This window comes from Nostoc sp. JL23 (assembly GCF_017115065.1).
GTDB classification, from domain to species: domain Bacteria; phylum Cyanobacteriota; class Cyanobacteriia; order Cyanobacteriales; family Nostocaceae; genus Nostoc; species Nostoc punctiforme_A.
This window is the reverse complement of the sequence record NZ_JABXKN010000119.1, coordinates 1-23,531: the sequence shown is the minus strand read 5'-3', so window position 1 is coordinate 23,531 and position 23,531 is coordinate 1. Positions and strand designations below refer to the sequence as shown.

General features: G+C 42.0%; 19 protein-coding genes and 1 pseudogene. 8 read left to right on the top strand and 12 right to left on the bottom strand.

Annotation, left to right across the window (positions count from 1 at the left end):
* Positions 1–60: 60 nt before the first annotated feature.
* Entirely contained in the window at positions 61–4,167 is a 4,107-nt protein-coding gene (locus HWQ42_RS23675) for a hypothetical protein (protein ID WP_292816623.1), read from the bottom strand.
* A 633-nt stretch (positions 4,168–4,800) separates the two neighbouring features.
* On the opposite strand from HWQ42_RS23675, the gene HWQ42_RS23670 reads away from it, so the two are divergent.
* The 3 genes from HWQ42_RS23670 (at position 4,801) to cobT (ending at position 7,523) form a co-directional block, all read left to right on the top strand.
* Positions 4,801–5,502 carry a Crp/Fnr family transcriptional regulator gene (locus tag HWQ42_RS23670; RefSeq protein WP_094349203.1) on the top strand — a complete coding sequence of 234 codons (702 nt, stop codon included), beginning with the start codon at positions 4,801–4,803 and terminating at the stop codon, positions 5,500–5,502.
* A gap of 13 nt (positions 5,503–5,515) precedes the next feature.
* On the top strand, positions 5,516–6,256 hold the full coding sequence (locus tag HWQ42_RS23665; protein WP_292816621.1) for a DUF2232 domain-containing protein: 741 nt from the start codon (positions 5,516–5,518) through the stop codon (positions 6,254–6,256).
* Between the two features lie 70 nt (positions 6,257–6,326).
* Positions 6,327–7,523: a nicotinate mononucleotide-dependent phosphoribosyltransferase CobT gene (cobT, locus tag HWQ42_RS23660; protein ID WP_292816619.1), complete on the top strand. Its 1,197-nt coding sequence runs from the start codon at positions 6,327–6,329 to the stop codon at positions 7,521–7,523.
* 866 nt (positions 7,524–8,389) lie between these two features.
* Here cobT and HWQ42_RS23655 read toward each other — a convergent pair.
* Entirely contained in the window at positions 8,390–8,761 is a 372-nt protein-coding gene (locus HWQ42_RS23655) for a hypothetical protein (protein ID WP_292729378.1), read from the bottom strand.
* Positions 8,762–9,117: 356 nt separating this feature from the next.
* Between HWQ42_RS23655 and HWQ42_RS23650 the strand changes: the two genes are divergently transcribed.
* The gene (locus HWQ42_RS23650; RefSeq protein ID WP_292816617.1) at positions 9,118–10,281 is read left to right on the top strand and encodes an extracellular solute-binding protein; all 1,164 of its coding nucleotides are present in this window, start codon (positions 9,118–9,120) and stop codon (positions 10,279–10,281) included.
* 96 nt (positions 10,282–10,377) lie between these two features.
* On the opposite strand, the gene HWQ42_RS23645 is transcribed toward HWQ42_RS23650, so the two are convergent.
* Positions 10,378–10,905 carry a hypothetical protein gene (locus HWQ42_RS23645; RefSeq protein WP_292816615.1) on the bottom strand — a complete coding sequence of 176 codons (528 nt, stop codon included), beginning with the start codon at positions 10,903–10,905 and terminating at the stop codon, positions 10,378–10,380.
* A gap of 54 nt (positions 10,906–10,959) precedes the next feature.
* The gene (locus HWQ42_RS23640) at positions 10,960–11,736 is read right to left on the bottom strand and encodes a trans-aconitate 2-methyltransferase (RefSeq protein WP_292816614.1); all 777 of its coding nucleotides are present in this window, start codon (positions 11,734–11,736) and stop codon (positions 10,960–10,962) included.
* Between the two features lie 310 nt (positions 11,737–12,046).
* Between HWQ42_RS23640 and HWQ42_RS23635 the strand changes: the two genes are divergently transcribed.
* On the top strand, positions 12,047–12,670 hold the full coding sequence (locus tag HWQ42_RS23635; protein ID WP_292816612.1) for a Uma2 family endonuclease: 624 nt from the start codon (positions 12,047–12,049) through the stop codon (positions 12,668–12,670).
* Here HWQ42_RS23635 and HWQ42_RS23630 read toward each other — a convergent pair.
* Complete coding sequence (locus HWQ42_RS23630) at positions 12,665–15,343, bottom strand: U32 family peptidase (protein WP_292816611.1); 2,679 nt, start codon at positions 15,341–15,343, stop codon at positions 12,665–12,667. The genes HWQ42_RS23635 and HWQ42_RS23630 overlap by 6 nt on opposite strands.
* A 242-nt stretch (positions 15,344–15,585) precedes the next feature.
* On the opposite strand from HWQ42_RS23630, the gene HWQ42_RS23625 reads away from it, so the two are divergent.
* The 3 genes from HWQ42_RS23625 to HWQ42_RS23615 all read left to right on the top strand — a co-directional run bounded on the left by HWQ42_RS23625 (position 15,586) and on the right by HWQ42_RS23615 (position 17,981).
* Positions 15,586–16,002: a XisH family protein gene (locus HWQ42_RS23625; protein WP_292816610.1), complete on the top strand. Its 417-nt coding sequence runs from the start codon at positions 15,586–15,588 to the stop codon at positions 16,000–16,002.
* Positions 15,990–16,322 carry a XisI protein gene (locus HWQ42_RS23620; RefSeq protein WP_292816609.1) on the top strand — a complete coding sequence of 111 codons (333 nt, stop codon included), beginning with the start codon at positions 15,990–15,992 and terminating at the stop codon, positions 16,320–16,322. Before HWQ42_RS23625 ends, HWQ42_RS23620 begins: the two co-directional genes overlap by 13 nt.
* Before the next feature lie 249 nt (positions 16,323–16,571).
* Complete coding sequence (locus tag HWQ42_RS23615) at positions 16,572–17,981, top strand: hypothetical protein (RefSeq protein ID WP_292816607.1); 1,410 nt, start codon at positions 16,572–16,574, stop codon at positions 17,979–17,981.
* Between the two features lie 147 nt (positions 17,982–18,128).
* On the opposite strand, the gene HWQ42_RS23610 is transcribed toward HWQ42_RS23615, so the two are convergent.
* From HWQ42_RS23610 to HWQ42_RS23580, 7 genes and pseudogenes are all read right to left on the bottom strand, one after another.
* A complete protein-coding gene (locus tag HWQ42_RS23610) occupies positions 18,129–18,422 on the bottom strand; it encodes a putative toxin-antitoxin system toxin component, PIN family (protein ID WP_292816605.1) in 294 nt (97 codons plus the stop codon).
* The gene (locus HWQ42_RS23605; RefSeq protein WP_094328416.1) at positions 18,412–18,639 is read right to left on the bottom strand and encodes a hypothetical protein; all 228 of its coding nucleotides are present in this window, start codon (positions 18,637–18,639) and stop codon (positions 18,412–18,414) included. The genes HWQ42_RS23610 and HWQ42_RS23605 overlap by 11 nt, the downstream gene beginning before the upstream one ends.
* 75 nt (positions 18,640–18,714) lie before the next feature.
* A pseudogene (locus HWQ42_RS23600) lies at positions 18,715–18,927 on the bottom strand (AbrB/MazE/SpoVT family DNA-binding domain-containing protein).
* A 210-nt stretch (positions 18,928–19,137) separates the two neighbouring features.
* Positions 19,138–20,541 carry a ferredoxin:protochlorophyllide reductase (ATP-dependent) subunit N gene (locus HWQ42_RS23595; RefSeq protein WP_109011964.1) on the bottom strand — a complete coding sequence of 468 codons (1,404 nt, stop codon included), beginning with the start codon at positions 20,539–20,541 and terminating at the stop codon, positions 19,138–19,140.
* 176 nt (positions 20,542–20,717) lie between these two features.
* Positions 20,718–21,512, bottom strand: a complete 795-nt coding sequence (locus HWQ42_RS23590; RefSeq protein ID WP_292816602.1) for a DUF5331 domain-containing protein — start codon at positions 21,510–21,512, stop codon at positions 20,718–20,720.
* Between the two features lie 32 nt (positions 21,513–21,544).
* Positions 21,545–22,411: a ferredoxin:protochlorophyllide reductase (ATP-dependent) iron-sulfur ATP-binding protein gene (gene bchL / locus HWQ42_RS23585; RefSeq protein ID WP_012410753.1), complete on the bottom strand. Its 867-nt coding sequence runs from the start codon at positions 22,409–22,411 to the stop codon at positions 21,545–21,547.
* A gap of 642 nt (positions 22,412–23,053) precedes the next feature.
* Positions 23,054–23,308, bottom strand: coding sequence for a TIGR02450 family Trp-rich protein (locus tag HWQ42_RS23580; protein WP_292816600.1), 255 nt, complete (start codon positions 23,306–23,308; stop codon positions 23,054–23,056).
* Positions 23,309–23,531 lie beyond the last annotated feature (223 nt).

Genomic DNA, 23,531 nt, shown 5'->3' with positions numbered 1-23,531 from the left:
TATGTTATGAGCATTTGGAATTTTGAGTAGTATTCTTATTTCTAGCGCGATCTAGTAGTCTCAACGATTAACCTCTAAGGCAAAATTCACCGTATATGGTTCCTCCAGTGATTGCTGATTACTAGCTTTGATTGCATCTAGATAGCGACGTAAAGACAACAGTTGTTGAGAATTGGGACGGTAAGTGAGACTTCCTTGTTTTTCAAAAAGTGGTGCTGTGGCGATCGCCTGATAGTCAGGATTTTCTTGCGAACTCTGGGTAAGCCAAGTTGATTCTGTGACTGAAGGTATCAAACCGGAAGGCAGTTCACCTTCCAAAAAAGCCAGCAGCCGTTGCTGACAAATCCGAGTATTGATTCCACGACCCTCAAATAACTGGATAACTTCACCGAAAGATAAGGGCCGGTCTGGTAGCAGTCGCAACAATTCCGTAAACAAGAAATAATCAGTGTATTGTTGCCTGGGTATATCTAAAATCTGGGGATGCAGAGGCAGCATCGCCAAACCGTAAGCAACCCGACTGCAATTGGGAGCGCCGTTTTCGCCAAGATATAAATCTTGAATAATCTTAGTGCTGGGAAGTTTTTGCCGTAACCAGCGGTTCACCGTTCCGATACAAGCCACTCCACCAGTCAGGATAGCTTGATTAATGGCTTCTGTAGGGATACCACGAGCTACCAATAACTTATTAAGTTCTCGGTTCAGACGGCGCACAAAGGGAATAAATACCTGGCTTTCTAAGTCTCGTCGCTGCAAAACCCACTGCTGATCGGCTAATTCTAGGGTAAAAGAGTCTTGGTGTTGCAAAATCAGCTTTAGGGCTAATGCCGCATCTAATACCGCCTGTCCCAGTAGAGAACTTTCTAGACGCTGTTGGAGACGAATTCGAGCGGTGATATCTGGTTCTCCGACTCTAGGTAGTTCTAATTCTTCCAACCCTAAAGTTTGCCAACGCATTTGGTCTAAACCGGGAATTGACGGTTGCCATTGCCAAGGATTACTCGTGGTAGTTTTGCGATTGCTTGGTGTTTCTAGGCGTGATTGCCGAGATTTCGGTGGCAATAGCAGCTGGCAGATAATATCTTGTTCAATTCCCTTGCCAGCATAAGCAAAACTGTGGAGCATGAAATCACTGTATGTCAATTGCTGCAAGGTTTCTGGTATATTCACCAGCAACATTTCTGTGGCAGTTGTCCCAATGTTAATCACCAGGGTGTTGCCAACAATGGGATGTTCGCTGGTTTTTACTGGATGAGAACCTTGAGCATCGCTTAGTTTTACTTGCTCACCATTAACAGCATCAAGTTCCGGGAGTAGACTAGCGATCGCTTCTTCGACAAAAAAGACTTGCTGCGGATGTTGGATAAGTTTGCTAGTGAGTAAAGCTTCCCGCACGTTAAAGCGGTATTGTTCCGACCAGCTAGATGGACAGGTGCAAATTACACCAGCAATATTATTGATAATCTGGGGAAAATCTTGTTCGCCGATCCCCATAGCGGTAGCCATTAAACTAGGGGTAGTACTTGTTTTTTCGGATTTGAGGGTTAACAGTAACTTAGAGAGCGATCGCACAACCCAAATCAAAGGCCCTGCCGAAAATTCATTTAATTGCAAAACCGGTTCCCATTTCTGTCGTTCGCTCTTGTAGGGAATGGCTACTTGTAGATAGGGCTTCAACTGCGCTGAGTAGAGATTATTTTTCGTCGGATCTGCTGTCGATCTTGGTGTTGCAGGAGTGGTAGCCGAGCGATCGGGTACTTTATCTTGGGCAACAGCCGCAGGTGCTGTTTGCTCATGTGCTTCGATAGTTTCGTTTTCACCGTGGGGTATAGAAGCTATAGGCAGATAAACCTCTGTTGGTAAACGAAACGATTGCTGAAAAGAGCTTATTTCCGGCGAATTTTCTGCTGACCAGTAGATAGGATGTACAACAAAAGTCGAGCGATTTAATAATGCAGCGGAAATTCCTGTTGTACCTAAATCAATTCCTAAATACCAGACTGATTCTAGAATATTGGGCGAAACTTCTGGATTATTTATGGAGTGAGCAATTGGAGGTAAAGAACTTTCTGGAACAGGAATTGTGACTTCCTTTTTTTTTTCAGTTTCTACCAGGGGAACTGCCAAACTAGAGAAAGCAACAGTTGATGTATTCTCTTCTATTTGGGGATTTTCAGGGGAAGTTGTGGGGATTGTGTCTTGAATGTTATCAAGTAGTTCCGAGAAAACATCCAAGTTGCGATCTGGCTGCGACTCAAAATTTAGCTGCCGATCAAAATTAGCCAAATCCCGATCTAATTGCTGCAACTGTTCTTCATCTAAAGAAATATCTGGTACGGCTGGAGACTGGTTTGACTCAATAGAAAGCAAGTTTTCCTGGGGTGAAGCAGCAATGTAGTTATCTGAAGACAGTTCGGAGCGATCGCTGTTAATTAATACTTCCGATGTGGTGATATCTTCGCTGCGATCGCGCAGGGTGTCGTAGACAGACGCTTCGGGAACAGTAGGCTCTACTAACGAAATTTCTGCTGCTTCTGGAATCACTGGTGCTGTAGTTGTGGCATCATCTACAAAAGATGAGACTTCCAGCAGTTGCTGTTCACTATCGGTATCAGGCAATGGGTCAGTTGCTGTAGTTGTGGAATTATCTACAGAAGATGAGACTTCCAGCAATTGCAGTTCAGTCTCGGTATCAGGTAATAAGTCAGTTAGGGTATTAATTGTATCAACACTAGCTGGCTGAGTGCCGACTTGTGGCAAACTGTCTATTTGTGGAGTAGAGAAGCTAAGAGGTGAGTCTAGGTCAGTATTCTCTTCAAAAAATAGTTCTTCCTGTGGCTCTGATGAATCTGTGGTTTCGCCTAAAGTCTCTTGGATTGAAAGACCTGTATCTGGTGTTACAACCGCAGAATTCACAATTGGAGAGACAGGTGGAGCCTGTGCCATGTTCAACGGAGATGCAGAGGCTGTGAAAGCAGATAAGTCATTTGTGGGAACATCGAGGCTGGGATTATTAACATCACCAGCATCAAACAAACTAGCGTAAAGTTGGTCTACTTCATCACCAATTGCCGCAGAAATATCTTGCGGTAATTCGGTCGGAGTTTGAGAATATTCAGATGAGTCTACACCAAGCTGCAACAGCACTGCATCTAGATCCTCTGTGAGGGTAGTCTCCCGTTGCTCAGAAGTAATTGTGAGTGGAGATGAAGTTTCTGGCTGGATAAGCTCCAAGGATTGGGGCGCAACTCCAGCAGCAATATCGGCTGGTTCAGTCAATGATGGTAGTGTCTCAGATTCTTCTCCCAGCAATGACGACTGCAAACTAGAGGATTCTTGTTGCAAATGTTGGGTCAAATTGTTGACAAAGCTAGCCATCAGCTGTTCGCCTTGCATCCCCTTGCTATGCATTCTTGCCAGTGCTTGCGACAGGGATTCGTAATAAGTATTAATGTTGCGCTGTAGTGCTTCAAAGACTACATTCACCGTCCCATCTAGTGATAATAGGCGTTGATCTAACTCCCTAGCTAGCTGGGTTAAGCGCTCCACATCGTCAGAGGATTCTAATAAAGATTGAGTTGCAGAGGTTGCGTAATTAATTCCTCCTGAAGAACTGGCGGAATTTTCCCTCGTCTGTCCAATCAGTGGCGTTAAAGTTGGCACAAGGCGGCTCATGAGTACCTGTAAAAACTCGGTAATTATTTGCTCCTGGTTTGTCAACTGCTGCGCTAAGGAGTAGTTTTGCAAACGCCTTTGCTCTAGTTGCCGAATTTCTTGTATGAGAGTGGCTCGCTCTTGCAAGAGCAATTCTAATTCCGATCGCAACGGCTGAATCAATCTGGAAAATTCATTTTTTAATTGTCCGGCGTCAACAGTACTCTCTTGCTGACTGGGTTCGAGCGGCGGTAGTGGATACTGATTATTACCACGATCGATAAATTTTGTTAACAAAGGCGAACGCGGTTCTTCAGAAGACTGATTTGGGATGCCGCTCTCTAATGTTTCTTTTTCTCGTAACCTCACCAAGAAGTCGCGAATTCGCTCTAAAACTTCTTTAGGCTCTTGCGCCTGACCAGAGAGAAATCTTGACAGGCGCTTGCCACCGCTGGCAAGTAAGTTGTCAATGTCTGCGATCAGCTTTTTAATTTCATCTGTACTAAAAGTCACTTTTATTACCTTACCTAAAAGATTATGTCAACTAATGTGACAATTACTTTACAATCACCGTACCCCTATGGGGATCTTGCTACGCGCAGCGTCGACCATAGGAGAAGTTTTGAGTAGCAAAAGCCGCTACTTGGACTTGTGACTGTCATTATGTTATGGATTACTGGGAGTCGTGGCAATCTTCAATCATCGAAGAAAACAAGGAAAAAAGTTTCTCTTTGTGCCCCCATCTCCTTGTCTCCCCCTCTCCTTGTCCTCTTCAGACAGCCTTTGCTCGAAAAGCTTAATTTTGCAGGTCATTGGTTGCCTATTTTTGAAAATCGCTAAAATACCTGAGCAATAATTTACTCCCTTTAGTATCATTAATGTTGTTTGCCTATATTCATAACTAATCAAGTTTGCAGTGCAGCTAGCCCCTAAGCAATACAACCGCAGGCTATAAACTACTTTTTGCAAAACTTTTACTCCGTTTAAACTTATAGGTAAAGATTATTTAGAAAAACTTCTTGTCGCTTTCTTGTGTAACATAGTTTAGTTTTTTCTTGGAAAGGGAGCTGTGCAATGATAGCTTAGGCTACAAATGGCACTCCTGTTTTTTGTGTGTACATAGCAGCTTGAATTAAAGATGTCGTAATGGAAGATCGATATAGCTTGCAAGCACAGGCTAATTCCTGGATGATCGCCTCCGCTCCCTTTTTTCAAGGGTTGCCAGAAACTGCTGTGGAATCAGCCCTCACCCATCTTGTTACCCGCACTCACCCAGCCAATCAGGTGATTCTGCTAGAAAATGACTGGGGTGGTTCTGTGTATTTTATTATGGACGGATGGGTAAAAATCCGCACCTACAATTTGGAAGGAAAAGAGGTAACGCTGAATATTATTGGCAAAGGTGAATTGTTTGGTGAAATGGCGGCGCTAGATGAAGCACCTCGATCCACCGATGTGATTACCTTGGCCCCAACGGTAATTGGTAGTATGCCTGCTCAGGATTTTGTCAAATTACTTCAGATAGAACCCTTGGCGGGAGTTCGATTGGCGCAACTAATGGCACGACGTTTGCGGCAAGTAAATCGCCGATTGCGGTTGCGGGAATCTGATAGCCAGTCAAGGGTAGCAGATACGTTGTTATTTTTGGCAGAAGGACAGGGAAAAAAAGGGCAAACCGGAACTGAAATCCCCAATTTACCTCATCGGGAATTGAGTAGTTTGAGCGGACTGGCGCGGGAAACCGTGACACGAGTGTTGACAAGGCTAGAAAAAAAAGGCTTGATTAAACGGGATCAAGACACTATTTGTATTCCCGATTTGTCAGCCTTAGAAAGAATGATCGTTTAAAAACTTGTCAGATATGAGTATTTTAGATTCTCTCCCAGATGAACCGGAGGAAGATCCATCCTCTGAAGCTCCAACTCCTCAGAATCATTGGTTAGATAAAGAACAACAGTTAATGCCTCCTCAAATCAAAGCTGATGCGCCCTTGAGGATGGTGGAAACGGCATTTTTAGCCAGTACCGCTAGCTTAATTTGGTTTATTAATTTTTACTTTCCTTTGGGCCCAGTTTTGCGGATATTTTTTCCGGTGCCGATCGCTCTAGTTTATCTGCGTTGGGGCAAACGTGCGGCATGGATGGCAGCACTCACCTCTGGGTTACTGCTGACGGTACTGATGGGGCCAGCGCGCAGTTTGCTGTTTGTCATGCCCTACGGGTTTATGGGCGTTCTTTTGGGCGCTACGTGGTGTCGTCGTCGTCTTCCCTGGATTGCTTCTATCACTCTGGGTACGCTATTGGGTACTTTAGGAGTCTTTTTTAGGCTGTGGTTGCTGTCTATTTTGTCGGGTGAAGACCTGTGGATTTATGTGATTACCCAGGTGACTGAGTTCATTGAGTGGGTATTTTTTAACTTGAGTTTGTTGGCGAGTCCAAGTGTATTTTTGATTCAAGTGGGAGCGATCGCTTTAATTTTACTCAACAACTTTATCTACCTTTTTGTGGTACATCTGGCAGCATGGTTGCTTTTTGACCGCCTGGGAAACCCTATTCCCCGCCCACCACACTGGGTACAAGTTCTCATGGATTATGAAGGATAGTTATTAGTTATTAGTCATTTGTCATTTGTCATTGGTTAAACGATCAGTCCTAACTAATAACTAATGCCCCATGCCCAATTCCCAAATTCGTATTTATACGCAAAAAGAACAGGGTGAACAATGGCTGCGAAGGTATCGTGGTTGTCTACCCGTATTTGCTTGTGTTTTAGGATTTACTAAAACTGGTTTAATTCCAGGGATTTCAGCAGCTGGTCGCACTCCAGAGGATCGGAAATATACTGCTTGTGCCGATGCTGAGTTTTTGTATTACGGCCCAGAACATAAAGCCCAATATCCCCTACCACCATTGGCGGCTGGAGCTTCACCTGTGTTGATTTCTCGCGCTGTCTTTGAGTCACTAAAGATACCAATTCATTTATTTAATGCGGGTTTACCTCAGCCTCCTGCTGTGCCAGTAATTGATTTAGGTGGCGCTCCTGCTCAGTGTTTAAGTGGAGGTGCTGCGATGGAAATTACCACAGTACACCACTTGTTTGAACAAGGTCTACTTTGGGGAGAACGCCTAGTTGCCAATATTCAACAGGGGTATCTGATTGTTGGTGAGTGCGTCGTCGGAGGTACTACAACTGCCCTGGCAATCTTAACTGGTTTAGGTATAGATGCTGCCGGAAAAGTTAACAGTAGCCACCCTGTTTGTAACCACTCGCAAAAGTGGTCACTAGTGCAAGCTGGACTGGAGAAGATGAGGGGGAGCAGGGGGCAGGGAGCAGGGGGCAGGGAGCAGGATAAGATATTTCAATCTCAAATCCAAAATTCTGTAGATCCGCTAAAACTCGTAGCCGCCGTGGGCGATCCGATGCAAGTGGTGGTAGCTGGGATGGCGATCGCTGCTAGCCGTAGTTGTGGTGTAATGCTGGCTGGAGGGACGCAAATGCTGGCGGTTTATGCGTTGATGAGTGCGATCGCTCAAGCTTACGCCTTATCATGGCAACCAGAAGCAGTAGTTGTAGGCACAACCCGCTGGGTGGCTGAAGATCCTACTGGGGCTACAGTTGACTTAGCCCTCAACTTAGGAAAAAACAGCTTAACTCCGACTGTAGGAACCCCTCCTCTATTAGCAACTCATCTGAGCTTTGCTGATTCTCGTTATCCCCAACTCAGAGCTTATGAGCAAGGCTTTGTAAAAGAAGGTATGGGCGCTGGAGCCGCTTGCATAGCCGCTCATCTTAGCCAAGATTGGCAGCAACACCAACTTTTGGCAGCCATTGAAGCCCAACTTGAACGGCTAAGTACAGCATCTCATTAATTCTTAGCGTTGAACGAGATTACTGATGTTAAGCTTGAGCGGATTGATACTAGTATAGATGAATACTTTTTTCGGGTTATTTTAGTACTAGAATCGGGTGATAATCTACCATTAACGCCCAATTATACTTCAAATTATATAAATGGAGATTCTATAGTTAGAGTAACTAAAGATTTTCTATAACTAAAACATAAAGATAGTGCTAGATAAAAGCGTGGGATTGGTAGACTCAGAAAAATATGAGTTCTGAAACAATCTATGTATCACATAAGCTTTTTAATAAAATTTGTACCCTCTGTAATTTAATTATTTCATTTTGAGATTTATATATTTCAACAGCTTTATGAAAATCTTTTTTGTTTTGCGTTTACTCTTTTCTTTGGCTGCAAATGTTTTAAGAATTTCCGACTTGAAATCTCTGTAAATTTCTGCCGTTTCATCAATTGAGATTGAATCCCTTATTTACAATAGCGGTTGAGTAGGAGCAGGTTGCAAAAAGTCAATTTTGCGAAAGCTGTCTGGCTTGTCATCAAGCAATTTGATAACAAGATGCCAAAAACACTAATGAGAAAAATACAGATTAATAAGAAAATCTTGGTTTTTAAACCAGACAACACCCTAAAGACACCAGTTTTAGGGTTGTTTTTTTGTTTCATAGTGAGGTATTGACTAAAAACCTATGGGTAGATATATCACACTATTACGTAAAGGTATGTAATAGTGTGTTTAACTTTTCTATCAACTTGATGGCTGGATTACTTACTTTTATCTAAGTATATGCTCATAAAACCATCACTCGATATTGAACCTAAAGGCTTATCTTACCTACCTCAATCTATTTTTTATTCGTTGAACTTCAGGCTAAATTAATGAATTCTCTCTCTAAGTAATTGTTCTTCTAAAGCAGCAATGCGATTGTACGCTGCTGTTAACTGCGCTGTCAGTCGTTGTATTTGAATTTCTGGTGTTATATTATCTCCAGCTTGACGATGCATGTCTAGATAAATGCCATCTATCAACACATCCTTGTGTTCCATTTCTGGATTTAAATTGTTACGTCCTTTAAACTGGTAGCCTCCAGCTGCACCATTTTGTTGGCAATTATCCTTTGCTTGTGTATTCGCTAAAGAACACTCTGAGAAAGTTTGAGTGACTTTACCATCAAGCTGCTCAATTACTTGGCACAGGTCATCCAGCTTTTGGCTTAAAGTCAGGATCTGCTGCTGTAATAGCTCCATTTAATACCTTTATCCGTACATTTTCTTTATGTTATTCAATTTACTCCCAACCTTAACGATACTTATGGATTATTTAAGTATTGATAATTTTTGCTGGAAATGTGACATTTAAATCATTACTTCTAAATATAAGTAAGGGTTCACCATAAGTACCACCAAGTAAATTTATGGATAAAATTTAATCTTTAGGTAGAAATTTGACAAAAAATCGCTAATTTGAGTCAAATATTCAAAATTACCCGTATTCTCAAGAAAAAATACCGATAATTCTCCAGATCCACTTTTTCAGCTAGTCAGCCACTGGTGAATCTCTGCTTAATATTAGGTATAATCAAAAATTTTAAAATCCAAAATCAATGGATCGACGGTCTTTTTTGCTAGGTACAAGCACACTGGCACTTTCACAACTGCTTTTTGGCTGTGGTGGAAACAAGCAGACACAACTAAAAGTACAGCTATTAAAAGGTTCTATACCTGGTCAGGTGGTGAATCAGTTCCACAAAGGTTTGCAGCAACGGGTGCAGTTAAAGTTTGCTCCAGTTGAGCGTATACAGGATTTATTTCAACAATTACAAAATTGGCAGCAGAAGCCAAAGACCAGCGATGAGCAGGGATGGAGCCGCTTTATACCCTTTAGGCAAGGTCAAGGTCAAAAAACGGCTGATACAGACCTAGTAACATTGGGAGATTACTGGCTAAAAGCAGCTATTGAGCAGAAATTGATTCAACCACTCCAAGAAGTGCAGGGAAACCAATTAAAGCAGTGGTCTACTTTAGATGAAAGGTGGAAACAACTGGTAACGCGCAACGAACAAGGTATTTTGGATACTCAAGGGAAGGTGTGGGGTGCGCCTTACAGGTGGGGTAGCACGGTAATTGTTTATAACCGTGACAAGTTGCAAAAATTGGGATGGACACCCAAAGATTGGAGTGATTTGTGGCGAGATGGAATGCAGCAGCGTATTTCCCTACTCAATCAACCACGAGAAGTTATTGGTTTGGTCTTAAAAAAGCTAGGAAAATCTTATAATACAGACAATCTTGACCAAGTACCAGACTTGGAAAATGAATTACAGGTATTAAACCAACAGGTGAAGTTTTACAGTTCCAATAACTATTTGGAACCTCTAATTATGGAAGACACTTGGCTAGCGGTTGGTTGGTCAAGCGATGTATTGCCTATTTTGGGACGTTATCCGCAGCTTGCCGCAGTTATCCCCCAGTCAGGAACAGCAATCTGGGCGGACTTATGGGTACGTCCCGCAGGGATTACTAAGGATACTTTATCAGATCAATGGATTGATTTTTGTTGGCAACCAAGTACAGCTAAACAAATTTCGGTGCTGACTAAAACTAATTCGCCAATTTCTACAAATATTGCCGCTTCCGATATCCAAGAACCATTATGGAGTTTGTTAGAGAGCGATCGCAACATTTTCAATAAAAGCGAATTTTTACTTCCCTTACCACCATCCGCAATAAAACAATACGAGTCTTTATTCGCCAAAATTAAGGTTTAATTGGGCATTGGGCATGGGGCATGGGGCATGGGGCATGGTTATTCTGCTTTTCCCTTTTTCTCGCTTGTCACCCTCATCTCTCCCAGTCCCCAATCGCTACAAAAAACGCTGTAAACCGATCTTGTTCTTAATAGTGGTTTGGATACTGCATAAAGCTGGACTTATACTAAAGTTGCAAGTGTAGGTTGCCAAGGGTTCTTTTTGATAATTAAATACCCGGACGTTGTAACCAAAGTTCCGTGCAGCGCTACCCAAGCGATTTACGAAGTCGTAGCGCTCTACATACTCTAGTAAACTCCAAATTTGCTGATTCACGATCAAGTCTACTCGTGCAGGTTCTTTGCCAGAAGTTGGATATGCTATCCAATTATCCAATAGCTTTTTCTCGGAGTTTTGTTGTGCCCACCATAAGCTGGGAACGGTTAATCGTTCTGGATGAATGGTGTTAGCTGTGATTACATAGTCTTTTGGCTTGGTCAATAAGTCTAGTTCTAAAGGCGCACTAGAAGGTGATGGTATTGAACGGGTTTGCGCTAGTGAGGGGGGGGCTAGTAAAGCTGTGAGGGTAATGCTTAGTACTAATGAAAACGATATCTGGCGATTGCACAATTTAGGTATATACATAACTGATACTAATTCATCATTCGTTATGAATGTACAAGTTAAAATTCGCACACCTTAAAGTTTAACGGCAACGATGCGAATTCTTCGATAATCTGCTGTCCAAGTTCCTTGTTGATATAGTGTTGGCTTCAGATATTCCTCGACGACGGGAATTATTTGTATTTGTTGCTCAGGTGAAAGTCCGGCGAAGAAAGGGCTGGCGAACATTTTTATCCAGTTTGCTATGCCAGCTTCTCCTTCTGCGAGGGGAGTTGGGCGAGGAAACAGGATAGCATAAATGACATCAAAGCCTTGATGTTCTAAGAGGCTAGCGTATTCACCAATGCTGGGGTAATACCAAGGATTTTCTACTTGTGCTTGAGAGATACCAATGGACTCTAAAGCATTGTATAAAGCTGTGGCGATCGCCTTTATATTCCCTTTACCCCCAAATTCTGCGACAAAACGCCCTCCGGGTTTTAGGGATTGATGGATGGAAGCGATCGCGCTATCTGCTTCTTTTACCCAATGTAGTACAGCGTTGGAAAATACAGCATCCAATGGCTTATCTACTTGAAAGTTTCTAGCATCAGCAACATCAAAACGGATATGGGGATAGTTTTGTCTTGCCTTCTCAATCATCTCAGATGCATAATCAACTCCCATTACTTCAGCCCCAGCTTGGGCAATTTTTTCTGTGAGTTGTCCAGTACCACAGCCAAGATCCAAAATGGATTCTCCTGGCTGAGGGTTGAGTAATTTCAGTAAGTCTTCGCCATATTGCCAGACAAAGGCGTGTTTATCTTCGTAAAGGGAAGTGTCCCAATTATTGCTTGTTGAAATATTATTCATAAATAAGTATGGTGGTTTTTAATTTTATCTAATAAAACCTTTTTATTGTAGTAGTTAGATTCTCAATTTTTTAAAAGTCGATAATCGATATATAGCAATCCTAAATCATTTGTGAAAGAGAAGATACCCGACTTCTTTGAATAGATACAAAATTTTGTAAAATCTTCCAAATTCACCCTTTTGGGTTTATCTGGTGAGGTTTTCTGTCGACTTAGATCCCTGACTTCTTAAATAAGTAGGGAATCTCAGGGTCAAATGAGTAATACCAAATAATTTGCTAAACTCGGAATCATCATCAGGAGTAAGTGTGATGTTTCAAGCCTTACCAAAAACGATCGCTTTTGAAGAATTCCTCAATTGGAAGCCAGATGGCGGACGCTATGAACTACACGATGGGGTAATTGTTGAAATGCAGCCAGTAGGAGATCATGAAGAGATTAATGGTTTTTTAGCGGGTGAAATCACTTTAGAGTTCAAACAATTAAAACTCCCATACCTCATACCGAAGCAAGCACTAGTTAAGGTTCCTGACAAAGAATCAGGTTATTCGCCTGATGTAATTGTGATAAATCAAAAGAATCTTTCAGCAGAACCGATGTGGAAAAAGTCTTCAACGGTTACTCAAGCTGCGTCGGTTCCCTTAGTTATTGAAGTCGTCAGCACGAATTGGAAGGATGATTATGCACACAAGCTGGTTGACTACGAAACTTTTGGTGTTCCTGAATACTGGATTGTTGATTATTTAGCTTTAGGCGGTAGAAGGTATATAGGTAATCCCAAACAACCAACTATTTCCGTTTACTATTTGGTGGATGGTGAGTATCAAGTTAACCTGTTTCGGGGAAGCGATCGCATCATATCCCCTACATTCCCAGAATTAAACTTGACCGCCGAACAGATTTTTCAAGCTGGGCGTTCAGAAAATCAATTATGAACGCAGTGCTGAGACTCCCATAGGGCCACGAGTCACGCCTAATTGATTTTGCAACTTCAACTCGCGCCAAAGTTGGGAACCTGTAATCTCACCTTGCAATAATTGACTATAAAAATGTATTGTTTTACTCACTTGCTCTGGTGTTTCATTCACAAACTCGATGCGAAAGTGACGTAACCCCAGTTCTATCAGACGCTGTACGTACTCTGCTCCCGTTTGAGCAGTGCCGTTAAATACAGTATTGCGGCAACCTACATCTGCTTTAAGGACGTGTTCGCTACCTACACGGTCTTTTAATTTCACTTCCTGCTTTTCACAAGGTCGTCCACAGTTGGTGTAATCTGTACCCGTCGAGAGAAAGGCACAAAAAACACAATGCTCCATGTGAAACATCGGTATATGCTGATGGATTGTCACCTCAAACCACTGGGGTGGACAACTGGTGAGTAAATCTTGAAGTTGGGTAATATTCAGGTCGTAGGATGCCGTCAGCCGTTCTAAACCAAAGTGTTGCTGAAAGTAGTCTGCTGTTAAGGGATTAGCAACGTTGAGCGAAAAATCTCCGATACAACGGTCTGCTGCAAAGAATTGCAATTGGTCATAGTTCCGTATCAGATAGCCATCTGCTTCCGAGGCACGTACTTGCTGCAAAATCCAATTTTCCCCAGGTTTTGTAATTCGGGGTGGTGCAACCCAAATTGTGGGGAGTTGGGAGTTGGGAGTTGGGAGTGCTGAGTTATGAGTTAAAAGTGAAGAATTTTCTGCTTTGTTTTTTTGCTGTTGCTGGCGCACCATTTGCACCGCTTCTTGGTAGGCACGGGGGTCTTCAAACTCACAATACAGTGTTTCAATACTAGCTTTGAGGGCTGCTTGAAGTTGCTTGAGATTTCGTACTAGGACGATGAGTGAAGGAGATGTAGCTTTAGCTTCCCGCAGAGTGGGAGATGAGGGGAGTAAATTTTGGAAAGAGACATCAGAAGCTAATTGCCAGCGTTTGGGTTGACTTCGCAATTCTTCCAACTGTGCTACCATTTCCCGCCGCATCCGGTTCAACTCACTGACGGGTAGCATAATAGCGCCGCTGAGGTGGTTGGTTAGTGTTCCTAAACAGAAAGGTGTATTACCGAGACGACCGAATTGTTCTTGTAAACGCTTTGTATCTAGTGGTTTGGTGTGAGCTTCCACCAGAGAAATTGCAGATTCTACCTGTACAATATTACCGATTTGATCGCGGGCGATCGCAATCAACGCCTGACCAACTTCTCCATAAATCTCCAAGTCAATCGGACGCTGAAATTGGGGATTCTCGCCAGCAAAACTCTGACGAACTTGCTTATCGAGTTCTGGATCGCTGGTTTTCCAAATGCGATCGCCTATATGCACTCGGCGCAAGTTTAGGTCATTTCTACCAAAGGTCAGCACACTTTCCTTACCTTTGGAAACCACCCCATAAACTCGCCCGCCTTCTTCCTTCGCCTCTGGATGACCGCAGTCAAATACAATTCCATCCCCTGGCTTGACAGGCGCTTCCAATTTGACTGTTACTTCCTCGTTGTGAATGCGGCTGACTTCACCTAAATAAACCCCACGTTTTTTACCAAAGCGGGCGTGAACTAGTTCCTGATTATTAATCCCGCCAAACCAACCCGTGTACAGTCCGCGAGAAAACGCCATTTCTAAGTTGTAGTGTTCTTGGTCTGATTGACCTCTCCCCCAGCCCCTCTCCGTTTCGGAGAGGAGAGCTTTTATTCCCCCTTCCCTCGTAGGGAAGGGGGTTAGCGGGTTAGGTCTTTCCAATTCCGTCATCACCCCATCCAAAGCCTGCCGATAAACACGGGTGACATTAGCAACATACTCTGGAGCTTTCAGGCGACCTTCAATCTTGAGACAGGTTACTCCTGATTTCACCAAATCGGGCAGAACATCTAACCCTGCTAAGTCTTGAGGACTGAGTAAATATTTGCGCTCTTTTAAATTTACAACTTCCCCATCAGCGATTAGATCGTAGGGCATCCGGCAAGCTTGGGCACATTCACCTCGGTTAGCAGAACGTCCACCTAAAGCCTCGCTAGTCAAACACTGGCCGGAATACGCCACGCACAAAGCACCATGAACAAAAACTTCCAAGGGCAGCGACGTTTCTTGTAGGGCAATCTGCTGCTGAATTTTATTGATTTCTTTGAGAGAACATTCACGCGCCAGCACCACCAATTGACAACCAAGAGATTTGGCAAATTCCACCCCAGCCGCACTGGTAATTGTCATTTGCGTGGAAGCATGGATGGGAAAATCGGGGGAAAGTTGACGGATGAGACGGCATATACCAATATCTTGAACGATCGCTGCATCCACACCTGCTGCAATAATTGTGCGGAGATATTGCTGTGCTTCTACTAGTTCTTTAGGAAATATGAGTGTGTTGACAGTGACATAACCCTTTACGCCCCGACGGTGCAGGAATGCCATCAATTGGGGTAAGTCCGCCTCAGTAAAATTTTGTGCCCGCATTCTGGCGTTAAACCGATCCAAACCGAAGTAAATCGCATCTGCCCCATTTTCCACAGCAGCTTTAGCACATTCCCAATTACCTGCTGGCGCGAGTAGTTCAGGACGTTGAAGGGAAGGTTGGGAAGAAGGGCGTAGGCGTAGCCCATCGGAGATATCGCTTTTCATTAGATTTAGGGGGGGTTAACTAGCACCATAGTGATTTTATCGAAGTTATTGGGTGATGGGGCGATCGCTCTCTCATCTGCGGTTCATTCAATCCTCTTCTCTTCTGCATCTGGAGTAAGTAGACAGGCGAAAAAAAACAGAACTATATTAAATTTAGTTAAAAAAAGTTTCGCTAGGTTGTCAATGTATTAACAAAATGGAAATTCTTAAATCAAGCACCGCCATAAATTGGAATTAAACGTGTGTCTGCAAAAGATGCCTTTCATACAGTTGTCAAAACAGCACTTGAGAAAGATGGCTGGTTAATCACTCACGATCCTTATGCTCTACAGGCAGGAACCCTTGAATTATATGTTGATTTAGGAGCAGAAAAAGTTATTGCAGCCGAAAAACAAGGACAAAAAATAGCTGTTGAAATTAAAAGTTTTCTAAGTCCGTCAAAAATCACAGAACTTTATGCTGCATTAGGACAATTTATTATTTACCGAATTGCTTTACAAAAACAAGAAGCTAATCGTATCTTATATTTAGCAGTTCCTAGTACTGTTTACAATGAGTTTTTTATTCTTCCATTTATCCAATCTGTAATTAAAACTAATCAGCTCTGTTTACTAATTTATAATATTGAACAGGAGGCGATCGCAGAATGGCAAAGCTAGAAGAATATCGAAAATATATTAAGAATTTGCTTCAACAACACGCTAGTACTGTTTGGGATAATCGCATTCAAGCACAGACAATTTTTGATACAGAACACGATCGTTATCAATTAGTTTATGTAGGTTGGCGCGAGCAAGACCGCATATATGGACCTGTTCTCCATTTAGATATTATTGACGAGAAAATCTGGATTCAGCAAGATGGGACAGAGGTAGGAATTGCTAATGAATTGGTTGAATTAGGTGTCCCAAAAGAAGATATTGTTTTAGGTTTTCAGTTGCCATCTGTGCGTAAATATACAGATTTTGCTGTTAGTTAGTTAAAAGGTGATAATTTCAGCCATTTTCTACCAGCTTGCCTTTTACTTATGATTGTATCTGTGATCGCTCTGCATCTTCTGGTTAATAAGAGCGATCGCTTTTCTTTGTTGGCGTGGATGGTTCGTTAAAAAGAGCGATCGCGATTAGACAGAATTGAACTCGCATTAGTATTAGTTGAATTGTTAGACAACATATCAATGGGGGAATACTGAGTAAAGTGTAGATATTTTAGCAATCAAGAGAAGATTATGACTATACCATTGACAGTAACTTTTACACTTGCCAGTTGGATTGCCAAAGGACTGCAAGATGGAACTTTAGTAAGGGTAGGAGGTGTAATTATAAACGCAACAAGCAAACATATTGTTACTTGGTTAAGAGAATCCAATAATTCTCCAATTTCAGCACTAAGTTCTTCCCCTAACAATTTACTCAACCTTGCTTTCTCTGGTGCAAATCTTGTTGCTTCTGGGGCAAATGCTGCTGCTACAAGACAAGGATTAGCTGATGTCAGTGGACGCTTGGGTGGAGTTGAACAAACAAGTTTAGGTAATATAGCTGTTTCAGGGGTAAATCTGATTGGAACAGTTGCTAATGCAGCTATTTCGGGGAAAGGATTCGCCGATGTCAATGGACGTTTAGCTGGGATTGAAAATCAGTTAGGGGAAATTGGGGAGAATCTACAATTCACTCAAGGTTTTTTGCAAGTAACTACTGCTGCTAGCGTACTTAATCTAGGTGTTTCAGTAATGGGGTTTGCTGTAATAGCACAGCGCCTTAATGAGCTAGAAAAATGCCTAAAACAAGCGGAAGAACTATTGAACAAAGTCAACCGCAAAATTGACCTGAGTTTCTATGCTAATTTCCATGCTGGAATAGAATTAGCACTTAATGCTTTCACGATGACTAAACCTGAAAATCGTAGAAGCAGTGCCTTACAAGCTATCAATCGCTTCTTAGAAGCAGAACATATTTATAAAGATTACACAGTTAATGAACTTTCCCAGAAAAGCCCAATTATTGACAAATATATACTGACATTATCTCTAGCCTATATTGCGGAAGCACGTTGTCATTTAGAACTAGAAGAACATGAAACAGCGCTTCGTCGTTTTCAAGAAGGAGCAAAATTTATCAGGTTGCTGCTTCACAAATATATTGAACTCATGCTTACTTCTAATCCAGCAGCATACTTACATCCTCAGTTTAAAAGTCAGATTGATTTACATAAACTAACCCAAATTTACCAATGGATTGACCCAAATTTTAATGAAAATACAGTTTTCGAGATGCAACGCGAGAATATGTTTAAACTAACTCAAAGTCATGATGAATGGTTATCATCACTTCCATCGGCAATTGTAGATCGTAGTGAAATTCAATGGGGCATATTCGGAGGAAATCCTACTCCATTCACAGGGAGATTTGAAAAAGAAGCTTATAAACGTCTTCCCCAAGTATTTGAAGTAATAGAATCTATGATTGAAACCAATCGCCGCTTTGAATCTTACCAGACAGAATTGCAAGCAATATCCCAACTAGGAATCAGCTTTCATGACTGGCTTAAATTAAGTCCGTCTACAGAAATTAAACCTGAGGGCGCAGAATTAATGTATATAATTCCATCCAAACCTTTAGAGTTACAGCCTTCCATCTGAACTAATTATAGGATTAAAGATGAATTAATCAAGGTCAAGAAAGTCTTTGGGAGTAATAATCTGGTTTTGATATTCGGCTAGGGTCTTGAGTGATAAAAGGTCTTGATCTCCTGTGATTAAAAATTCTGCATTGGCATCTTTAGCAAGTTATAAAAATTTGTTGTCATCTGGATCTCTACAGATGTTTATTTGAGATTTTATTTCTATTAATTGACTGTACTTTTTAAATATTTCCAAAAAATCTTGTCGGTCTTCATCTGAGATATATTTATAGAACTTACGTTTGTAAATTCGTGTGTTTAATTCTTGATAAGTTTCATCGCTCTGAGCAATTTTGAATTCTTTATAGACTTTATCTAGGGCTTTACGGGCTGTTCCATTAGGACTTAGAGCAGCACTAAGTAAAACATTTGTGTCAATGACAATTAGTTTATGATTCATCGGCAAGTAATTCTTCTAAAGTTTCTTCGGTTAATCCTTTGGCTTGAGCATTTCTGCCGATTCGGTCAAAAACACTAAGTAAATCTTCATCTTTATTATTTGAAGAGGTTTTCTTTATTTCTTGAATAAGTTGTTCTTGTTCTTGTGCGGGAAGTTGTAGGACAAGATTAAGAATTTGCTCGAAGGTTAAGGGGAGTTGATAGGTTTTTTGAGTCATGGTGAGTTCTGGAGTTAGGGAATAGAAACTTGTTAGCTTTTTTAATCAGGTTTGAGCCAGTTTTCTACTTTTAAATCACAATTTCTCTATACCTTGGCGAATTGCATTATCCATATCCTCAAGAGTTTTGGGTTCTCCTTGATATTTTAAACAACCTGCTACATCATCTAGTTTAGTTTCTGCAAAAGGTTTCTTAGGCTTTAAAATAATTCCATCACCCATATCAATAATAATAAATTCTTGACCTACTTCCTATTGATGAGCTTCCCGCAAAGATGCGGGAATAATTACTTGTCATTGGGGAGACAATTTGGTAACTTCCATTAAGTTAAAAAGTAAAAAGCTAAGAGTAATATCAAAATTTTAGCATCTTTGATTATTCCAATTTCTCCTCTTTACTCTGTGTTCTCTGCGCCTCTGCGGTTCGTAAAAAAAAGGACGAACCCAAAAGTTCGTCCCCAATATACTATTATGCTGTTGCTCAATCCAAACCCAAATCTAAATCTTTGCTTCTTCTCTCACTAACTTATCCCAACCCAAATCTTTCAAATTATTATTCCGACGCAACGGACGAGTCACCAACTCTAACATGTCACGCGCATTCGTAAAGCCGTGAATTTGAGCAAAAGTGAACTCCACAGACCACTTTGTATTAATACCGCGTGCTTCCAACGGGTTAGCGTGAGCCATACCAGTAATTACCAAATCTGGTTTCAACTCATAAATCCGTTGAAGTTGATTGTAATTATCTGGTTTCTCCACAATCCTTGGCAGAGGTGAATTCATTTCCTGGCAAGTTTTCTCCAGCAATGCCAACTCAGCAGCTTGATAGCGCTTATCCATGTAGGGAATACCGATTTCGTGAACTGTCATCCCACAACGGATCAAGAATCTTGCTTGGGAAACTTCCAGCAAGTTATCACCCATGAAGAATACAGACTTACCGCGAATCAGTTTCACGTAATCTTCCAAGCCTGCCCAAATTTGGGCTTCCCGTTCATCCAAACCCTTGGGAGTAATACCGAACACCGAGCAGATTTTCTCAATCCAAGCGCGTGTACCATCGGGACCAATGGGGAAGGGTGCGCCAATGAGTTTACACTTGCGGCGGCGCATTAAGGTGGTAGCTGTGCGGCTGAGGAAGGGGTTGACACCAGCGACATAATATCCTTCTTCCAATACTGGCAATTCTGTGAAGCGCTTCGCGGGTAGCCAGCCGGAAACTTTGATGCCTTGTTTCTTCAGTTCCAAGGTTAACTGAGTAACTACGGGGTCGGGAAGGGAGCCAAAGAGAACTAGTGGTGGATGATCTACGTACTCAGATTCATCTTGGGCAACATCTTCTTTCTTCTTACCGAAGTTGAGCAATTTAGCGATCGCATTGCGTTCGCTTTTCTCTGTTTCCGCCACCGGAGCCTTATCAGGACAACGGTTAGCCATTGCTGCTAATACGGTGTCTTCCCCTTGGGTAAAGGCGTAATCTAGACCATTTGCCCGCGCTACAACGATGGGAATTCCGATTTCAGATTCTAGCTTCGGTGCCAAGCCTTCCAAATCTGTTTTAATAATTTCGGTGGTGCAAGTGCCAATCCAGACAATTACACTAGGATTGCGATCGCGTTTAATCTGCAAGCACAACCGTTTTAACTCTTCATAATCACTCAGCTGTGCCGAAATATCGCCCTCTTCCAACTCTGCCATTGCATAGCGGGGTTCAGCAAAAATCATCACCCCCATCGCGTTTTGCAGGAAGTAGCCACAAGTTTTTGTCCCAATCACCAAAAAGAAGCTATCTTCAATTTTTTGGTATAACCACGCCACGCAGCTAATTGGGCAAAAGGTATGGTAATTCCCGGTTTCACATTCAAAGCTTAAAGCTTCTGGTTGTTGAGCGACAGTCATTTTGGTTTTTTCTCCCCTTGATATTTAATGGCAGTTCAACCAATTTCAGATTTTAGATTGATAATTTTGGATTGAAGGTTGGGACAACAAAAGTATCCGCTGTCTAACGACAATTTCCCTAATTCCTCATCCAAAACCCCAAATCTAAACCTTAAAATTGCGAAGAACGGCAATAATTAAGCGTTGGGGAAGAGGCGGGCAATTTCTGATTCATCAAAAACGCCTGCTGGCAGTTCTTCCCCCAAAAAATCGTTACTTTCTTCAGCCTTTTGTAAAGCTGTTTCATCACCCCAGACATCTGATAACACGTCTTTAAACGCATTCGCATCTAGCGGAATATCTCCAAGCCCCTCGTCTTCGTCTTCATCCAGCTTTATTTCCGTTGTAGCTGTTGTATCGAAAGCAATTTCCCCAAACTCATCTGCTTCTAAACTAGAGCTTTGGAAAGACTCATCTATTGAGTTGTGTCCGTTGGTTAAGGAAATATCGCCAAAGCCATTTTCCGTTTCTTCCAACTCGCTGATTCTCAGGCTTTCATCCTCAGAATCCCCCATTGCGAACTCTTGAACTACCGCCACCGACGCAAAGCCATTTGTATGAGCGTGTGTCAATGTTTCATCTTCAGGGTTTTCATCAATGACAGTTGCTGCTGCTTCTACGTATCTCTCTACTTCTGGGTTGATGACGAAGCGATTACCGAGAGCTAAATCTGGGTCAAAATGCAAATCCAGCACCTCAATTAGGGTATCGGCGTCAGGATTAAGTTTGGCAAAGGGCAGCATTAACTGCGCTAGTTTTGGCTCTAGGGCGTTAAGAACTCCCAGGATGAGGTAGGAAGGTGGTCGCTTCCCGCCATCAGGGGTGTACACCGATTCCACTTCCATGTGGAGGGTAATCCAGTCTCGATTATTCTGGAAAAATTGCAACCACTTTTGCTTTATTGAATCCGTAAAGCTGTTAAAGAATGCCATGTTATTGTCCCCCATCCTGAGAACTTGGTGATTTATACAATCATCAAGTCTAGTTCTTCTTCTGAATTAGGAACCTGGGGTTTACCCGGATTTAGATAAAAATCGGACAACAAAGAGAACAACTCCCGATCTGGTGTGTCGTTAGGTACAACACCTTCGGGACGCGCCAGAATTTGGTCGGCGATGTTGAGATAGTAGTCGCAAACGTAGTCTAGGGAAGGATCTTGCTCTGCCATTTCAAACAAAGTCTTACCTTTCACACGGGAAACACGGATATCTTCAATTAAAGGTAAAACTTCTAGAACTGGCATGGGCACTGCTTCTATATATTTTTCAATCAAGTCGCGCTTGGAGGTGCGATTGCCAATTAACCCCGCTAAACGCAGTGGGTGAGTTCTTGCTTTTTCGCGGACTGAAGCAGCGATCCGATTGGCAGCAAATAAAGCATCAAAGCCGTTGTCTGTAACAATCAGGCAGTAATCTGCATAGTTGAGTGGTGCTGCAAAACCACCGCAAACTACGTCACCGAGAACGTCAAAGAGAATTACATCGTACTCATCAAAGGCGTTGAGTTCTTTAAGTAATTTTACGGTTTCGCCGACTACGTAGCCGCCACATCCAGCACCCGCAGGTGGGCCACCAGCTTCTACGCAATCAACACCGCCGTAGCCTTTATAAATTACATCTTCTGGCCAGACATCTTCGTAGTGATAGTCTTTTTCTTGGAGGGTGTCGATAATTGTGGGAATCAAAAACCCAGTCAAGGTGAAGGTGCTGTCATGTTTGGGGTCGCAGCCAATTTGCAGCACTTTCTTGCCACGTTTAGCTAGGGCGACGGATATATTACAGCTAGTTGTGGATTTACCGATACCACCTTTTCCGTAGACTGCTAGTTTCACTGTTGTTTCCCTCTTATAGCTTCTTGTCAAACTTGTGGCTCAAACATTTGCCTTCACCTTTCCTGAGATGGCGATGCGTGAGGTCTGTTGATGTCATTATTGGGCAAATTACCTAGAAAAGAAAGCGGCTCCTAATCTGAAAAACGGTCTTATCCGATTAATTAAAGCTTAATTATGACTATTGGGATTTTTATAAGGCTTAAAGACTTTAAAAGCTCTCAAAAGAGCCATTAAAAAAATTTTATTACTTATTTTTATAAAAAGAGTTACAAAATAAAAAAATCTTAAATCTGCTTTTTTGAATGCTTTTCATAGAATTAGCTGATGTTTTTACAACGTGTTTTCAAGGCATTGGGGCGCAGGGTCAAGGGGAAAGAGAGGTATATGCAGCCTGATCCTGGAAATACTACTGGAATTTGCGTTAGCGTAGCTCACCGAAGGTATCGCAGATAAATCGCCAGTTTTCAACCGATAGCTAAGACTGTTTAGTTGCTGCTTGAGAGTAAGTTAGTGTGATTTTGTAAAAATTTATTAAATTACCAGATATTGTCTAAGATTATTAAATTATTTCGGCTGCCGCCTGTGAACAGGGCGGCAGCCTATTAATGGGCATTTTCAGGAAGATACTGGGAAGGAGGCAAATCAGGACACCTCAGTTTCAAGTCCGTGGATTTCCTGTAATGTTTGCCAGCCAGCTTGCCACTGGGAGTTATCTTGTAATAATTTGGCATTTATCCAAAAACGGACTTTCGGATCGCAAGCAGCAACCATTTCGGCGTAAACCCACTTAGCCTGATTTTTACGATTGACAACTTGGAAGTGCCGCCAGCCATCAACTTTTCGCTGTGCTGTCCATTTAGAACCAACTAGGTAAGGAAATTTTTGTTTTTTAGTCATTTGTTATTCGTCATTTGTCATTTGTCATTGGGAAAACACTTTCTTTATCCCAAATTTCCAATATCCAATTAAGATGTCACCAAATCGCCGTTACGGGTAAACTTTTGGCAATGCAACTCATTATCTTGCTGGACACATAGCGAAAACCATCTAATATGACTCCAGCAGCAGAAATGTTGAATACTGATACAAAACTTTACATAGATAGTTACACTAACTCTAA

Bases quoted from the DNA above. Each gene is read 5' to 3' on its own strand.
- HWQ42_RS23670 (WP_094349203.1), top strand. From the start codon at position 4,801: ATGGAAGATCGATATAGCTTGCAAGCACAGGCTAATTCCTGGATGATC.
- HWQ42_RS23665 (WP_292816621.1), top strand. From the start codon at position 5,516: ATGAGTATTTTAGATTCTCTCCCAGATGAACCGGAGGAAGATCCATCC.
- cobT (WP_292816619.1), top strand. From the start codon at position 6,327: ATGCCCAATTCCCAAATTCGTATTTATACGCAAAAAGAACAGGGTGAA.
- HWQ42_RS23655 (WP_292729378.1), bottom strand. From the start codon at position 8,761: ATGGAGCTATTACAGCAGCAGATCCTGACTTTAAGCCAAAAGCTGGAT.
- HWQ42_RS23650 (WP_292816617.1), top strand. From the start codon at position 9,118: ATGGATCGACGGTCTTTTTTGCTAGGTACAAGCACACTGGCACTTTCA.
- HWQ42_RS23645 (WP_292816615.1), bottom strand. From the start codon at position 10,905: ATGTATATACCTAAATTGTGCAATCGCCAGATATCGTTTTCATTAGTA.
- HWQ42_RS23640 (WP_292816614.1), bottom strand. From the start codon at position 11,736: ATGAATAATATTTCAACAAGCAATAATTGGGACACTTCCCTTTACGAA.
- HWQ42_RS23635 (WP_292816612.1), top strand. From the start codon at position 12,047: ATGTTTCAAGCCTTACCAAAAACGATCGCTTTTGAAGAATTCCTCAAT.
- HWQ42_RS23630 (WP_292816611.1), bottom strand. From the start codon at position 15,343: ATGAAAAGCGATATCTCCGATGGGCTACGCCTACGCCCTTCTTCCCAA.
- HWQ42_RS23620 (WP_292816609.1), top strand. From the start codon at position 15,990: ATGGCAAAGCTAGAAGAATATCGAAAATATATTAAGAATTTGCTTCAA.
- HWQ42_RS23615 (WP_292816607.1), top strand. From the start codon at position 16,572: ATGACTATACCATTGACAGTAACTTTTACACTTGCCAGTTGGATTGCC.
- HWQ42_RS23610 (WP_292816605.1), bottom strand. From the start codon at position 18,422: ATGAATCATAAACTAATTGTCATTGACACAAATGTTTTACTTAGTGCT.
- HWQ42_RS23605 (WP_094328416.1), bottom strand. From the start codon at position 18,639: ATGACTCAAAAAACCTATCAACTCCCCTTAACCTTCGAGCAAATTCTT.
- HWQ42_RS23595 (WP_109011964.1), bottom strand. From the start codon at position 20,541: ATGACTGTCGCTCAACAACCAGAAGCTTTAAGCTTTGAATGTGAAACC.
- HWQ42_RS23590 (WP_292816602.1), bottom strand. From the start codon at position 21,512: ATGGCATTCTTTAACAGCTTTACGGATTCAATAAAGCAAAAGTGGTTG.
- HWQ42_RS23580 (WP_292816600.1), bottom strand. From the start codon at position 23,308: ATGACTAAAAAACAAAAATTTCCTTACCTAGTTGGTTCTAAATGGACA.